13 protein-coding genes are annotated in these 14,830 nt (G+C 36.2%); 8 read left to right on the top strand and 5 right to left on the bottom strand.

All coding sequences use genetic code 11. The features are described 5' to 3' along the window. Positions 1 to 14: 14 nt before the first annotated feature. The gene (locus tag FOT98_RS21540; RefSeq protein ID WP_063263532.1) at positions 15 to 1,067 is read right to left on the bottom strand and encodes a YheC/YheD family protein; all 1,053 of its coding nucleotides are present in this window, start codon (positions 1,065 to 1,067) and stop codon (positions 15 to 17) included. A gap of 134 nt (positions 1,068 to 1,201) precedes the next feature. On the opposite strand from FOT98_RS21540, the gene FOT98_RS21535 reads away from it, so the two are divergent. Together FOT98_RS21535 and FOT98_RS21530 are read left to right on the top strand one after the other, a co-directional pair. Continuing rightward, the gene (locus FOT98_RS21535) at positions 1,202 to 2,338 is read left to right on the top strand and encodes a DUF445 domain-containing protein (RefSeq protein WP_063263542.1); all 1,137 of its coding nucleotides are present in this window, start codon (positions 1,202 to 1,204) and stop codon (positions 2,336 to 2,338) included. 142 nt (positions 2,339 to 2,480) lie between these two features. After that, positions 2,481 to 2,837: a YlbF/YmcA family competence regulator gene (locus FOT98_RS21530; RefSeq protein WP_000164618.1), complete on the top strand. Its 357-nt coding sequence runs from the start codon at positions 2,481 to 2,483 to the stop codon at positions 2,835 to 2,837. A 41-nt stretch (positions 2,838 to 2,878) separates the two neighbouring features. Here the strand turns inward: FOT98_RS21530 and FOT98_RS21525 are convergent, their stop codons facing one another. Both FOT98_RS21525 and FOT98_RS21520 read right to left on the bottom strand, forming a co-directional pair. After that, positions 2,879 to 3,499 carry an NDxxF motif lipoprotein gene (locus tag FOT98_RS21525; RefSeq protein ID WP_063263533.1) on the bottom strand — a complete coding sequence of 207 codons (621 nt, stop codon included), beginning with the start codon at positions 3,497 to 3,499 and terminating at the stop codon, positions 2,879 to 2,881. Positions 3,500 to 3,523: 24 nt separating this feature from the next. Further along, positions 3,524 to 4,081, bottom strand: a complete 558-nt coding sequence (locus FOT98_RS21520; protein WP_063263534.1) for an HAAS signaling domain-containing protein — start codon at positions 4,079 to 4,081, stop codon at positions 3,524 to 3,526. Between the two features lie 399 nt (positions 4,082 to 4,480). Between FOT98_RS21520 and alsS the strand changes: the two genes are divergently transcribed. Both alsS and alsD read left to right on the top strand, forming a co-directional pair. Further along, positions 4,481 to 6,169 (top strand): acetolactate synthase AlsS, encoded by a 1,689-nt coding sequence (alsS, locus tag FOT98_RS21515; RefSeq protein ID WP_063263535.1) that lies wholly within the window; start codon positions 4,481 to 4,483, stop codon positions 6,167 to 6,169. Positions 6,170 to 6,185: 16 nt separating this feature from the next. Then, the gene (gene alsD, locus FOT98_RS21510; protein WP_063263536.1) at positions 6,186 to 6,944 is read left to right on the top strand and encodes an alpha-acetolactate decarboxylase; all 759 of its coding nucleotides are present in this window, start codon (positions 6,186 to 6,188) and stop codon (positions 6,942 to 6,944) included. A 36-nt stretch (positions 6,945 to 6,980) separates the two neighbouring features. Here alsD and FOT98_RS21505 read toward each other — a convergent pair whose 3' ends face one another. Continuing rightward, on the bottom strand, positions 6,981 to 7,337 hold the full coding sequence (locus FOT98_RS21505; protein WP_063263537.1) for a hypothetical protein: 357 nt from the start codon (positions 7,335 to 7,337) through the stop codon (positions 6,981 to 6,983). Positions 7,338 to 7,358: 21 nt separating this feature from the next. Then, positions 7,359 to 7,976 (bottom strand): DNA-3-methyladenine glycosylase, encoded by a 618-nt coding sequence (locus FOT98_RS21500; RefSeq protein WP_063263538.1) that lies wholly within the window; start codon positions 7,974 to 7,976, stop codon positions 7,359 to 7,361. A gap of 134 nt (positions 7,977 to 8,110) precedes the next feature. Between FOT98_RS21500 and FOT98_RS21495 the strand changes: the two genes are divergently transcribed. From FOT98_RS21495 to FOT98_RS21480, 4 genes are all read left to right on the top strand, one after another. Further along, a complete protein-coding gene (locus tag FOT98_RS21495; protein ID WP_063263539.1) occupies positions 8,111 to 8,983 on the top strand; it encodes a Cof-type HAD-IIB family hydrolase in 873 nt (290 codons plus the stop codon). A gap of 177 nt (positions 8,984 to 9,160) precedes the next feature. Then, a complete protein-coding gene (locus FOT98_RS21490; RefSeq protein WP_063263540.1) occupies positions 9,161 to 10,651 on the top strand; it encodes a coproporphyrinogen III oxidase in 1,491 nt (496 codons plus the stop codon). Positions 10,652 to 10,872: 221 nt separating this feature from the next. After that, positions 10,873 to 12,429: a fatty acid--CoA ligase gene (locus FOT98_RS21485; RefSeq protein ID WP_063263541.1), complete on the top strand. Its 1,557-nt coding sequence runs from the start codon at positions 10,873 to 10,875 to the stop codon at positions 12,427 to 12,429. 612 nt (positions 12,430 to 13,041) lie between these two features. Continuing rightward, positions 13,042 to 14,830 (top strand): Cna B-type domain-containing protein (locus FOT98_RS21480; RefSeq protein ID WP_144291142.1); only part of this gene is annotated, 1,789 nt, incomplete at its 3' end.

The raw sequence follows: 14,830 nt of genomic DNA, 5'->3' as shown, positions 1-14,830 counted from the left end.
TTTACCCCCTTTCATTATGGTGTGAAGCGACTAAACTTTAATGGTCCGTGATATATGTTTTCGGCTAATGAATCACTATGACGAATGTAATGTTCGTATGGGGGAATCGTGTTGACATACATAAGCCAAATTGCCCCTTTTTGATCCATAATGGTGGAAAGCTCTAGCTCGAATAACGAAGAATAAGATTGATCTAATGTTTGAAACACTTCATTTATAATGTCTTGTAAAGCGTCTTGTAATAGTTGAACACCGGTACTAGATAGTACGTATTTAATTTTTGAAAATGAATGCAGTGAGGAATCATCCGTTGCCGAAAGTAAAAGTTGATTCGGAAATGAGCTTTTTTGTATAAATTGGCCGATAGCATTCCACTTCTGTTCTTTATTTTTTTGCAAAATGGTCCGAATATGGAGTGGGTATGTTAATTGATTTGGTGGCTGCAGCATAGTGTGGGTGATGTAACGTGCTGATCGTATATTAGATTTGTACCAAGATATAAATTCATCTGTCCGCTTGATTTGAGCAGAAGTATGATATGCGTCATTTATCGTATCGATATGAAATGTTTTATTTTTGTAAGCAATTCGGTACAGACTTTCATTGGAATGTGTATGAGTAGGACGTATAATAATATCTTTTGTTTTTAATAACAGTTTGAAAATGTTTTGGATTGTTGCTATTTCAAATTTTGGTATATAAGGAGATAATTTTTTATTCGTGAGAAATACATCATGTAGTTCGCTTAAGTCAATGAGTGTGTTATTTAAAAAGGTAGTGGAAGGGCGTTTGTGCAATGAGTGAATAATTGACTTTGCTTTTTGGAAGTCTGTTTCCTCGTTAAAAGAAGAACGATCGTATATATAAGAAGGAATAGGGAATGTTTGCTCTTTCCATTTTCCTGTATCAGTATCATAAATCAGACCAGAAATAAGATCTGTTTTAGGATCCATACCAAATGGCGTAAACTGGGCAACGACATTATGATAAAGCCGAGCGCGTTTAGCGATTTCGGTGTAATACGTTTGCTCATAATGAGGGTGAGAAGTTAAAATACCGAGAACCAACGAAATCACTCCTTTACTAACAAAATGTTGGCACAATAGCCGAAGCTATATATTGCAAATACGTTTTTATACCATTATACTTTTGTCCGTATGATGATATGCTATAGTTTTGGAGAAGCGAAAGGTTGATTGTAATGAATATATGGTTAAGTATGTTAACGACGACAGGGCTCGGAGCAATTATTGGGGGATTCACAAATCATTTAGCGATAAAAATGTTATTTCGTCCGCATCGCCCTATTTATATTGGGAAGTTTCAAGTTCCATTTACACCAGGATTAATTCCGAAGCGCCGCGATGAGCTTGCTGTTCAATTAGGAAAAATGGTTGTCGAGCATTTGTTAACGCCAGAAGGAATCGGAAAGAAGCTAACAAATGAAGAGTTTCAAAAAGGTTTAATTCATTGGACGCAAGTAGAAGTGGATAAAGTAATGACGAATGAACAATCACTGCGACAAATGTTAGAAAAATGGAACGTAGCGCATGTAGAAAAAGAAGCAACTGAGAAAATCGAGCATGTGATTACAGAAAAGATTCAGGCATTTTTAGAAGAGTACTATACATATACATGGGAACAAGCTTTACCTCATTCTGTTCATGAAAAAATTGAGAATGCGATCCCAAATGTCTCGGCTTTTATTTTAGGTCGAGCAACTCAATTTTTTGAAAGCGAAGAAGGAAAAGCTCGTCTTTCAAAAATGATTGATGATTTCTTTGCTTCTAGGGGAACGCTGCTTAACTTAGTCGGAATGTTTTTAGGAAATGTAAGTGTAGTGGATCGTGTGCAGCCAGAGGTTATTAAGTTTTTAGGGCAAGATGGCACAAAACAGCTTTTAACTGATGTACTGCAAAAAGAGTGGGAGAAGTTAAAAGGAAGAGATGTAAAAGAAGTAGAAACGTTTGTAGAAAAAGAAATGATTGTAAGCTCCATATTGTCAGCAGTTAAAGTGGAGGAAACAGTGAGTAAGTTTTTAAACCAATCTGTGCAGCAAGTATGTGAGCCAGTTCGAGAAACAATCAAGGAAAAGGTAGTCCCGAGCGCAGTAACGAAAGGCTTGAAGTGGGGAACAAAAAACGTAGCGAGTATATTAAAAAATCTCCATCTTGCGGAAATTGTACAGCAAGAAGTATCCACATTTTCAACAGAGAGACTAGAAGATTTAGTTCTATCCATTACAAAAAATGAACTGAAAATGATTACGTATTTAGGTGCCTTATTAGGCGGGATGATCGGACTCGTGCAAGGACTGTTACTGTTGTTTCTTAAATAATAAGAAGAGTACATAGAAATAAAAGTGAAATTTCTTCACATCTCTTGCATAGTTTGATATGGTAAGAAGAGGTGCGTATGTAAACGCACTTAAAAGGCAGTGCGAGCGAAAAGCGCTAGCCTTCTAAAGGAGGAAAAATAAAATGACAAAAAACATTCATGATGTTGCATATGAATTACAAAAAGCAATCGCTGAAAACGAAGATTTCCAAACATTAAAAGCAAGCTACGCAGCAGTACAAGGTGACGCAGCTTCAAAGAACTTATTCGATGAGTTCCGTACAATGCAACTTGGCCTACAACAAAAAATGATGCAAGGTCAAGAAATCTCTGAAGAAGATAACCAAAAAGCACAAGAAGTTGTAGCTCGCATTCAACAAGATGCTAAAATCACAAAGTTAATGGAAACTGAACAACGCCTAAACATCGTTATCACTGACGTTAACAAAATTATCATGAAGCCACTTGAAGATTTATATAACGCGCAACAACAAGCGTAATAGTGGAAGACGCCCCTGTATAGGGGCGTCTTTTTTGTTTGTTATTTGCGGAAATACTCAGTCTCAATATTCTTTTCCTTCAAAAACTTTTCAATTTCTTTTTGCTTCCTACCATTCACTTGCTCAAAGCGCTTTGTAAAAGAAAAATCAGTCTTGAATAAGTTGCCATCTTGTGAGAGTTTGTCTAGTTCTTGCTCTAGTTCTACTGAAAGTGCCGTAGACGCTGAAATGTAATCATGAATTTCCTTCGAAGGCTGTTTGTAATCATCAGGAATCGTATTGTTACTAATAAAATTATGGAAATTCGCATCATTTTGTTTTGCTAAATCTACAAGTTGTTGTAATTTCTCCCAATCGGATTCCGTGACTTCCTCGTCAGACATGGCTGAGGAAAGTGGAACGATGTTTTCATCTAACTCTCCGCTATAATCTAAATACGTTTTTATATGTTGTTTCATTTCATCTTCATTAATCGTTTCATTCTTTTTTGAGGAAGTGAATATAGTTTCTGGAATTTTTATCGTAACATCTTTAATAGATTGTACATCGTCTAATTTATCATATCGTGTATCATTTGCTTCATTAGATTGTGTATCGTTTGAACAAGCTGGTAGCAATAAAATTGTAAGTAACATGAGTAGATATAAAGTATACTTCTTCATTTTAATCTCCTTTTACATTCATTATTATCTTTGTAAAATAGCTATATTCCATTTCAAATACTTAACTAAAGTTGCGTATAGATGTTTTATCATTTGATAACATATGACAGATATGAGTAAACCGCTGCAAAAAGCGATGAACACATTATAAACATCGGAATAGCTAATTTGATGAAACCCTTTAAAGAATCCTAACCCTATTAATAAAATAGGTGAGATGATTAATAATGGAGTGGCAATGATAAGTGCTAGAAGAATCGGTAATAAAAAGAGTAGTACGAAAAAGGCGATAATGATAAAGGCAAAGTTTAAAACACTTAAGCTCATAACAGAAAATAGTGCGGTTATCATATTTTTAAAGCTTCGTTTATTATCAGCATTGCTTACTGCATAGGAAACAGTAAGTTCTTTCGCGATCGTTTTAGGGTTTCCTAGTTTTCTAGAAATTTCTTCTTCGCATTTTCCATCTTGTTTACCACTGATAAAATGAGTTTCATACTCCGAAATAATATCTTTCTTTTCTACATTAGGCATATTCCGTAGGGAAGAATGAAGTTGTTCCAAAAATTCATTTTTGTTCATAACAATCACTTCCTTTATAAAATGATGAATTAAAGCTGAGAATCCTATTTTTTGAAAGGGAGGATACGAAATACAAAGCGTGTTCCAATTAATGGGTATTCCAATATTTACAAATATATCATTTACTAGTGTTCTTTGCAAGGTACTGTGAAGTTTTTAATACTGTGATGAGATAAAAGTTTTCCGTATATTTTTAGAGGAGATATAAAAATATTATTTTAGGATAAGCAAAGGGTTGTAAGCGTATTCCTTATTATTTGTCAAAATACTGTCAAATTCATATTCTTGGAAAAATAATGCATTTGTACTATAATGATAAACAATACTTCACCACATTAATTAACTAGGTGAAATTAAAAATCTTTATTACACACATTATGAAATAAAGGAATGATTAGTTTGAGTACAGGTGTAAAAGCAAACGACGTGAAGACAAAAACAAAAGGAGCAGATCTTGTTGTTGATTGTTTAATTAAACAAGGTGTTACACATGTTTTCGGTATTCCAGGAGCGAAGATTGACTCTGTATTTGATGTACTGCAAGAAAGAGGACCAGAGTTAATTGTTTGTCGTCATGAGCAAAATGCAGCATTTATGGCAGCTGCTATTGGTAGATTAACAGGGAAACCGGGCGTATGTCTTGTAACTTCAGGACCAGGGACATCAAATTTAGCGACAGGTCTTGTTACTGCGAATGCGGAGAGTGATCCCGTTGTTGCTTTAGCTGGTGCAGTTCCGCGTACAGATCGATTAAAACGTACGCATCAGTCTATGGATAATGCTGCACTATTCGAACCAATCACAAAATATAGCGTAGAAGTAGAGCATCCTGATAATGTGCCAGAAGCATTAAGTAATGCATTCCGAAGTGCGACTTCCACAAATCCAGGAGCTACTTTAGTAAGTCTTCCGCAAGACGTTATGACTGCGGAAACGACTGTAGAGTCTATCGGTGCGCTTTCTAAGCCACAGCTTGGAATCGCTCCCACACATGAAATTACATATGTAGTAGAAAAAATAAAGTCAGCGAAATTACCGGTTATTTTACTCGGTATGAGAGCGAGCACAAATGAAGTGACGAAAGCTGTTCGTGAATTAATTGCAGATACAGAACTTCCTGTTGTTGAAACATATCAAGCAGCTGGTGCAATTTCACGTGAGCTAGAAGATCATTTCTTCGGTCGCGTTGGATTATTCCGTAACCAACCAGGTGATATTTTACTAGAAGAGGCAGACCTCGTTATTTCGATCGGTTATGACCCAATTGAGTATGATCCGAAATTCTGGAATAAGCTTGGGGACAGAACGATTATTCATCTTGATGACCATCAAGCAGATATCGATCATGATTACCAACCAGAGCGTGAATTAATTGGTGATATTGCTTTAACAGTAAATAGCATCGCAGAAAAATTACCGAAACTTGTGTTAAGTACGAAATCAGAAGCAGTGTTAGAGCGATTACGCGCGAAATTATCAGAACAAGCAGAAGTTCCAAATCGTGCTTCAGAAGGTGTTACGCATCCACTTCAAGTCATTCGTACACTTCGTTCTTTAATTAGTGACGATACAACCGTTACATGTGACATCGGTTCCCATTCTATTTGGATGGCGAGATGTTTCCGTTCTTATGAACCACGTAGATTATTATTTAGTAACGGTATGCAAACGTTAGGTGTTGCACTTCCTTGGGCAATCGCAGCTACTTTAGTAGAACCAGGTAAAAAAGTAGTTTCCGTATCAGGTGATGGTGGTTTCTTATTCTCAGCAATGGAATTAGAAACAGCGGTACGTTTAAATGCGCCTGTTGTCCATCTCGTTTGGAGAGATGGTACATATGATATGGTTGCGTTCCAACAAATGATGAAATACGGTAGAACATCAGCTACAGAGTTTGGCGATGTCGATCTTGTGAAATATGCAGAAAGTTTCGGTGCAAAAGGTCTTCGTGTTAACACGCCTGATGAATTAGAAGGTGTATTAAAAGAAGCACTAGCAGCAGATGGTCCTGTCATTATTGATGTTCCAATTGATTACCGTGACAACATTAAATTAAGCGAAAAATTATTACCAAACCAATTAAACTAATGGAGGCATGATTGAGATGACTGTTGCACAATTCATTGATATTGATGCAAAAAGAACGAAAACGAGTAATGAAGTATATCAAACATCTACAATGCTTGCGCTATTAGATGGTATATATGATGGTGTGATTAGCTTTGAGGAATTGAAAGAACGTGGTGATTTCGGCATCGGCACATTTGATCAATTAGATGGTGAAATGATTGCATTTGATAACGAATTTTATCATTTACGTTCAGACGGTTCAGCAGAAAAAGTAGAACCAGAAGAAACAACACCGTTTGCGACTGTAACGTTTTTTGAAAAAGAAATGAGTTATACGGTAGAGCACCCGATGAATCGTGAAGAAGTGGAATCTTTATTACATGAATTGATGCCGAGTAAAAACTTATTTTATGCGATTCGAATGGACGGTACGTTCCGTGAAGTAAGAACGAGAACTGTTCCAAGACAAGAAAAACCATATACACCACTCGTTGAAGTGACGAAATCACAACCAATCTTTTCATTTAAACATACAGAAGGTACGCTTGCTGGATTTTGGACACCAGATTACGCGCAAGGTATTGGTGTAGCTGGTTTCCACTTACATTACATTGATGATGAAAGAAGCGGGGGCGGACATGTTTTCGATTATGTTGTAGAAAACTGTACGATCCAAATTTCTCAAAAAGCGCATATGCATTTAGCTCTTCCAGAAACAGCTGACTTTATGACGGCTGAATTATCAAGAGAAAACTTAGAGGATAATATTGCGACTGCGGAAGGCGCGGAGTAAAAAGAGAAGCCGATTTGGCTTCTCTTTTATTTTAGGTTACTCCCGATATGCGGAACAATGCTCATCAGAAATGAAATAATTCTCTTTACCTGTTACAGCTGATACCTCTACCAATTGATGTCCAAGCCCATCCCATACTGTAACCGTATATAAGGAGGACCATTCTATATTTCCGCGGACTAGTCGGAAAGAATAATAGTCGTTATTTGTTGTTACTAAAACTTTGTTATAAATAATATTTTTTGTTTTTTTATTTTGCAAAATAAGAACAAAGTCTAGTTTATCTTCATCTTTTGGAATTTGTAGTATTCTCGCTACAAACATTCCATCTGGGTTTTTCTTCGTTTTATAGACTTTTTCTGACTCTATTTTTTGTTCAGGTTTCCCCCTCATAGTCTCTCCTTTTACATATGTTTATTTCTTTGAAACAAACGGATGCCCCTCATAATAAAAACGCCACGGATAATGTACAGCTTCTTCTGCATAGTCGATGTTAATACGAGGTCCTGCTGTTATTTTATATTGTGATGATATGTGTTCTTCTTCTGGGACGAGTTCAATATGTAATGTGTCGCTTTGTAATGATATGCCTCGTTCTTCTAACGTAATTCCGAGGGCACGGCATAGTTTGCCAGGGCCATTCGTTAAATTTTTATACTGCGTTTTTGTAACGTCTGTTTTGTTGTAGCGCGCTAATTTTATTTCTTCTATTCCGTCTACTGGCTCAAGGGCTCGAATGAGAACGCCTTGCGGGGTGCCAACTGGTGCTGTAATGACGTTGAAGCAATGATACATACCATAAATTAAATATACGTAAGCATGTCCAGGTGCGCCAAACATGACTTCTGTACGGTCTGTTCGTCGCCCGCCGTAACTATGCGCGGCTTTATCATCGGGCCCCTTATATGCTTCTACTTCTACAATGATTCCGCTTCGCTTTATTCCGTCTACAATATGAACAAGCTTCTGTCCAAGTAATTTCTTTGCAACTTCTAACGTATCGCCTTCATAAAAGGAAGGAGGTGCCTGCATTGTACTATCTCCTTTGCTAAGTGTATATGTATATAGTAAACCAAATTTTCAGTAGTAATTCTAACTCGTTCTATTTACTACATTTATTTCATAAATTATGGATAGAGTATAACAGCGAAGAGGGGGAGTGCGACATGATTTATCGCTTACTAGCTCTTAATATAGATGGGACACTACTATACAACAACGGAAAAATTGCAAAAGGATTACGAGAAACGATTGAATTTGTGAAAAGAAAAGATGTATACGTTACATTATTTACGAGCCGTAATTTTCAATCCGCTTATAAGGTAGCAAAGGCGTTAAAATTAGATTCTATATTAGTAACACATGGCGGTGCTTTCGTTTCAGCGACGTTAGATAAGCCGTACGTTCAAAGAAGATTATCGGAAGAGAAGACGTTTAACATTGTGCAAGTGTTAGAGCACTTCGATTGTAACGTCCGCATTTCTCATGAACGGTTTTCAATTGGAAATCGTGAGAGAAATACACCGAACTTAATTGCGCGTACTGTATTATCAAGCGCAGATCCATTATTTTATCCGGTTCAGTTTGTAGACTCGTTAGGTGATGCGCTTCGTGATCATCCAGTAGCGGCACCAAAAATTGATGTTGTTTTCCAAAGTAAAGGTGAAAAAGAACGAGGGCTAAATACATTACGAAAAGCATTTCAAGATATAGAGTATGTTGAGTGTGATTCAAAACGAATAGAAATTTTGCCGCAAAATGTATCAAAATTACGTGGATTACAATTGCTTGGAGAGCATTTAAATATTTCCCTAAACGAAATGGTTGCGATTGGAGATAGTTTAGAAGACCTAGAAGTAATTGAAAATGTTGGGCTTGGTGTAGCGATGGGGAACTCGCCTGTAGAATTAAAGCAAGCAGCCGACTGGATTACACGTTCAAATAGTGAGAACGGCGTAGAATATATGATTAAAGAGCATTTCCGTAAACAATTCCCGCTTCCGTTTTTGAAGAATCATAAAAATGAACCGAAACGATGAAAGAAAAACGTAGCTTTTTGGCTACGTTTTTTTGTTTTGCCATTTTTTCCGTACCGTTTGGGCTAATTCATGTATAGGTTAAGGATGTAACGAAAGAAGATAAGGTAAAACCTTCTGTATTGACCTACAAACGCCCTTCAAGTAAACTAAAGAGAGTTTGCAAATGAAAAGGTGATAATGTTGTTAATTTCAATTAAAACGTTACAAGATGATCGTTTTTTACGTCCGCTGCAAAATATTGGCGGCTTATTTTTTGAAGATAGTACGATTGGATTTGAGAAAGAGGAAGCAAATCTTATCGTTGATATACACATTGAAGAGAATGTAAAAGCATCTGCTCGTTTAACAGATGTTGCTACTGGAAATGTGTATGAAGAAACATTCGCAAAAGATTTATCTGCTTTCACAGATGAAAAAGAGCGTATGAAGCAAGTGAAGCACGTTGTTTCTTATGTATATCTTTCTGTTCTTCAGCAGTTAACTGGTCTTGAACAAAGCTGGGGCATTTTAACAGGAGTTCGTCCGACAAAACTTCTTCATAAAATGCTTCAAAGTGGTATGTCAAAAGAAGAAGCGCATCAAGAACTTCGTGAAAGCTATTTAATTCATGAAGAGAAAATTGAACTTCTTCAGCGTATTGTGGATTGCCAATTAGCGGTAGTTCCAGATTTATACCGTTTGAAAGAGGAAGTAAGTATTTATATCGGTATTCCATTCTGCCCAACAAAATGTGCATATTGTACATTCCCGGCTTATGCAATTAACGGACGCCAAGGATCTGTTGATTCATTCTTAGGTGGTTTACATTATGAAGTTCGTGAAATTGGTAAGTTTTTAAAAGAAAAAGGTGTAACAGTTACGACGATTTATTACGGCGGCGGTACACCGACAAGTATTACAGCAGAAGAGATGGATATGCTGTATGAAGAAATGTATGAAGCGTTCCCAGATGTAAAAAATGTGCGTGAAGTAACAGTTGAGGCAGGTCGCCCCGATACAATTACGCCAGCTAAATTAGAAGTGTTAAATAAATGGAATATTGACCGTATTAGTATTAATCCGCAGTCATACCATCAAGAGACATTAAAAGCAATTGGGCGTCACCATACTGTAGAAGAAACAATTGAGAAGTATCACTTAGCTCGTGAAATGGGAATGAACAATATTAATATGGACTTAATTATTGGTCTTCCTGGTGAAGGGCTAGATATCTTCAAGCATACGTTAGATGAAACAGAAAAGTTAATGCCAGAATCATTAACAGTTCATACGTTATCATTTAAACGTGCTTCTGAAATGACGCAAAACAAACGTAAATATAAAGTTGCTGGTCGCGAAGAAATTACAGCGATGATGCACGAAGCAGAAGAGTGGACGCAAAAGCATAATTACGTACCATATTACCTATATCGTCAAAAGAATATTTTAGGTAACTTAGAGAACGTTGGTTATGCAATGCCGACGCAAGAAAGCATTTATAACATTGTTATTATGGAAGAAGTTCAATCAATTATCGGACTTGGTTGCGGGGCATCAAGTAAATTTGTTCATCCGAAGACAGGTGCAATTACTCACTTCGCAAATCCGAAAGATCCAAAATCATATAACGATGGCTTCGTAAAATATACAGAAGACAAACTGAAAATTTTAGAAGAGCTATTTGTATAAGAAGAAAGAGGTTGTTCCGATTTGGAATAGCCTCTTTTTTATTTCATTATTTGTGGGCTGATTCAAGTTGTGGTCGGTATAATTTCACTTACTGATAAACGGCATTGTTTGTAAAACTATGTCGATAATAATCAGAAAAATTAGTCAAATCATTAGAGGACAATGTCTACTTATGGACGAAATGATAGATTTATGAAAGAGAAAAGGGGGAAATTGTTGGCATGTACATGACGATAGGGAGAATATTTGATTTAGCAGTTGGTAAGTACCCGAATAAAGAGGCGTTAGTAGAGCCGGAAAAGAACATTCGCTGGACATATAAACAGTGGGATGAGCAAATAAATAAAACGGCGCAAGCTCTGTTGAAAGAAGGGGTAAGAAAGGGAGATACTGTATCTGTTTACTTATATAATTGCCGTGAATTTGTAAACGTTTACTTAGCCTGTGCGAAAATTGGGGCAATCTTTAACCCGATTAACTTCCGTTTAAAAGCAAAAGAATTATCGTATATCCTTCAAGATGCAGCCTCGAAAGTAGTAGTTTTTGAAAAAGCAGTTGAATCAACTGTTGCTATCATTGAACGAGATTTTCCAAATTCGTCTTTTTGGTATGTAGAAGACGATACACCTTCCTATGCGAGTTCTTACCATGAAAAAGTAAATGAAGCATCAGCTGAAAAAGTAAATATTGAAGTCGATGAAATGGATTATTGTTCTATGTTATATACGAGCGGTACGACTGGTCATCCGAAAGGCGTACTACATCGCCATCGAGAAATGACTGAGCATAGTATGATTTGTACGTATTTCATAAAATATAATAGAGATAGCGCCGGACTTGTTGTAGCACCTTTATATCATTGCGGCGAGTTAAATGCTGGGATTATTCCGCGCATTCAAGTTGGTGGAAAGAATGTGATTTTACATCACTTTGATACAGATAGAGTATTACATACGATTCAAGAAGAGAAGATTACGACGTTTTTTGCAGCACCGACGATGTGGAATATGTTACTGCAAAAAGATTTAACACAGTACGATTTAACTTCGATGAAGATTGGTGTTTATGGAGGAGCAGCGATGGCTCCAGCGCTAGTGAAAGAATGTAAAGAACGTCTTTATATCGATCTTGTCCAAATTTACGGAATGACAGAAATGGGACCAGTTGTTGCGTTTCTCGTAGAAGAAGATCAAATTACGAAAGCAGGTTCAGCGGGAACACCATGCTTTAGTCATGAAATCCGCATCGTAAAACCAAACGATGATGCACCAGCAGAGCCAGATGATGTATTGCCTCCTTATGAAGTGGGGGAGATTATTTTGCGCGGCCCAACTATGATGGCTGGTTATCATAACCGAGAAGAAGCAAATGCAAAATCGATGTATAAAGGATGGTATCACTCTGGTGATTTAGGTTATTTCGATAAAGATGGCTATTTATTCGTCGCAGATCGTGTGGATGATATGGTAATTAGCGGAGGCGTTAATATTTATCCACGTGAAATTGAAGATTTCCTTCATAGTCATCCTGGTGTATTAGATGTTGCGGTGCTTGGTGAGCCAGATGAATTATGGGGAGAACGCGTTGTAGCTGTCGTTGTAAAGAAAGATGAAGCGATTACAGAAGAAGATTTGGAAATATATTGTAAAGATAGTGATGAACTAGCAGATTATAAACGTCCACGTCATTACTTATTTGTGGATGAACTGCCTCGTAATGCGAGTGGGAAATTACAAAAATTTATCCTGAGAGAGTCGTTGAAAGGCGCAAAACAATAGGAAGTAGAGCAGTCGTCTATACAAATAAAGCTATCTTTTTTCATAAGAAAAGATAGCTTTATTTTTTTGAAAACGATTAAAAAAATGGTGTATTTCTTCTATTGAAATTCTCTTTTATTATTATGTAAAAATATTTTTTGGAGTATTGCAGTTTGATTGTGAATGCATATATACCGCTTTGTATAAGGGTTTTATGATTTTTTTAGATGTATTTTTTAGATGTTAAAATAATAAATGTAGTAAGAATGGAATAAAGGTATTAGAGGAGAATTATTGCTAAAAGATAAAGAAAGTCAGTCGTCAGATGACCGTATGGATAAAGTGGTCATTTAGTATATTTTGGTAGCATGAATATAGTAACAAATTAATATGTAAATGAACAGTCTTGTAATGCATTTTTATTAGGACTAGTATTTATTGTTGGCTGCCCGAAAAAAGTAGGAATGAACACAATATAGTGAATGAATTGTGCTTTTTATTACTTTATGTTGTAGAACTAACGATGGTTTGATGCTGCAAATAATCTTTAGTCTGTAACCCCTTAGTATAAGGGGTATTTTGGGTGGAATGGATTTCATGGTTAAAAGTTTAACAATTCATATTGGAGGTTTTATGAGTACATATTTAAAAAGAATATCTGTAATTTGTTTTATTTTTACTGTTATCATTGGACAAGTTTTTACACCTATCATAGGTCATGCTCAAGAATTAAACACAGCAGGATTTGTTGATAGTTTTGCGATTGAAAAAACAAAATTAAATTATGGGGAACAGACTAACATACGTGTATATTTTAGTGAAAAGCCTGGGAAAAAGATGAAGTCCGGGGATACATTAACGTTAGCACTTCCTCCAGAATTAAAGGGTTTTAGTGGCACAATTGCATTAAAGGATGAGTCAGGACGTGTTTTTGGTACGTGCCAAATTAATGGGAATAATGTAGTTTGTACATTTAATGATACAGTAGAGAAGCTTGAGAATATTAGAGGGAGCTTTAATTTCACTGTTCAAGGTACGAATGTAGAAGCAGGAAAAACGAAAGATGTACAAACAAATTTAGGAACAAATTTAGAAAAACAAACGGTTAGCATTACTCATCCAAAAGGGGACGGGAAAGAGCCGGGAATCTTTTTCTATAAATCTGGTGATATTCAGCCAGACAAAAGTAATGAAGTACGTTGGTTTTTAAATATTAATTTAAAGAAACAACATTTACATGACAATATCGTTTTGAAAGATACGTTACAAGAAGGACAAACGCTTAATACAGGTAGTTTCTATATAACGATTAATAATAGAGAATATTTGTCTCTTGAGCAATTTCAAAAGCGAGGTTATGGATATATTAAGTTTACTAGCGATAACTCATTTGAAGTTGTAGTTTATAGACATATGGGGAGCGCTAATTCATTTACTGTTGCTTATACATCAACTATAACTGAGAGTGGAAAGAAATTAGAATTTCTACAAAATGACTATAAACTTGATTATCAAATTTTATATGAGAAACCTACTTCTGAATCGAATAGTGTAAAGGTTAAAAATATATCATTCGGTGGCGAAGCTGAAGGGGATCTACCTGCAAAAGGAACGCTGCAAATTGTAAAGCATATTGAAGGGAACGAAGGGAAAGTAATCCCAGGTGTTTCTTTTAAATTGTTTACAGAGTCAGGTCAGCAAATAGGTGATTCTTATACAACAAATCAAGATGGAATAGTTGAAGCACCAAACCTTGCTCCAGGTAATTACTATGTGCAAGAAATCGCTGCTCCGAACTACGTAGAGTTTGATCCGAAAGCAAAAATTTCTTTTACAATTAAGCAGGATGCTGTAAATGGAATTAAACTTATGGTTCCAAATAAGTTAAAAACTACATCTGTTGCAGGAACGAAAACGTGGGAAGGCGATAAAGTAAACGATCGCCCAAAAACGATTAAAGTAGATTTACTACAAAACGGTAAAGTCATCGCAACGAAAGAAGTTACGTCAGCGAATGGCTGGAAATATGAGTTTGAAAAATTACCAGCAGTTGATAATGAAGGAAAAGCTTATACGTATGAAATAAAAGAACAACCAGTATCAGGATATCAATCGAAAGTTAACGGATATGATATTACAAATATAAAGATACAAGAAGCAACCGAAACAGAAGAACAAATGAAAGAAGAAACATTAGAAGAACTGGAAGTCCCAAGTGAACCGCAAGCACCAAAGATAACAGAAGAGCCGAAAGAGCTTGAGAATCCAGAAGTAACAGAAAAGCCGGAAATTTGGGTAACACCAGAAGAAGAGCAAACTAAAGCAGAAACAATAAAAGAGCTAGAAGATCCAGTTAAACCGGAAGAGCCAAAGGTGACAGAAGAACCGAACGTGTTAGAGAAACCAGAGGTAAAAGAGAAGC

It is taken from the genome of Bacillus sp. HY001 (assembly GCF_007558965.1).
GTDB classification, from domain to species: Bacteria; Bacillota; Bacilli; order Bacillales; family Bacillaceae_G; genus Bacillus_A; species Bacillus_A mobilis.
This window is presented reverse-complemented; position numbering and strand designations above follow the sequence as displayed.

Excerpts from the sequence above, each read along its gene's own strand:
- FOT98_RS21485 (WP_063263541.1), top strand. The coding sequence starts at position 10,873 with ATGTACATGACGATAGGGAGAATATTTGATTTAGCAGTTGGTAAGTAC.
- FOT98_RS21535 (WP_063263542.1), top strand. The coding sequence starts at position 1,202 with ATGAATATATGGTTAAGTATGTTAACGACGACAGGGCTCGGAGCAATT.
- FOT98_RS21520 (WP_063263534.1), bottom strand. The coding sequence starts at position 4,081 with ATGAACAAAAATGAATTTTTGGAACAACTTCATTCTTCCCTACGGAAT.
- FOT98_RS21495 (WP_063263539.1), top strand. The coding sequence starts at position 8,111 with ATGATTTATCGCTTACTAGCTCTTAATATAGATGGGACACTACTATAC.
- alsD (WP_063263536.1), top strand. The coding sequence starts at position 6,186 with ATGACTGTTGCACAATTCATTGATATTGATGCAAAAAGAACGAAAACG.
- FOT98_RS21530 (WP_000164618.1), top strand. The coding sequence starts at position 2,481 with ATGACAAAAAACATTCATGATGTTGCATATGAATTACAAAAAGCAATC.
- FOT98_RS21500 (WP_063263538.1), bottom strand. The coding sequence starts at position 7,976 with ATGCAGGCACCTCCTTCCTTTTATGAAGGCGATACGTTAGAAGTTGCA.
- FOT98_RS21505 (WP_063263537.1), bottom strand. The coding sequence starts at position 7,337 with ATGAGGGGGAAACCTGAACAAAAAATAGAGTCAGAAAAAGTCTATAAA.
- FOT98_RS21525 (WP_063263533.1), bottom strand. The coding sequence starts at position 3,499 with ATGAAGAAGTATACTTTATATCTACTCATGTTACTTACAATTTTATTG.
- FOT98_RS21490 (WP_063263540.1), top strand. The coding sequence starts at position 9,161 with ATGTTGTTAATTTCAATTAAAACGTTACAAGATGATCGTTTTTTACGT.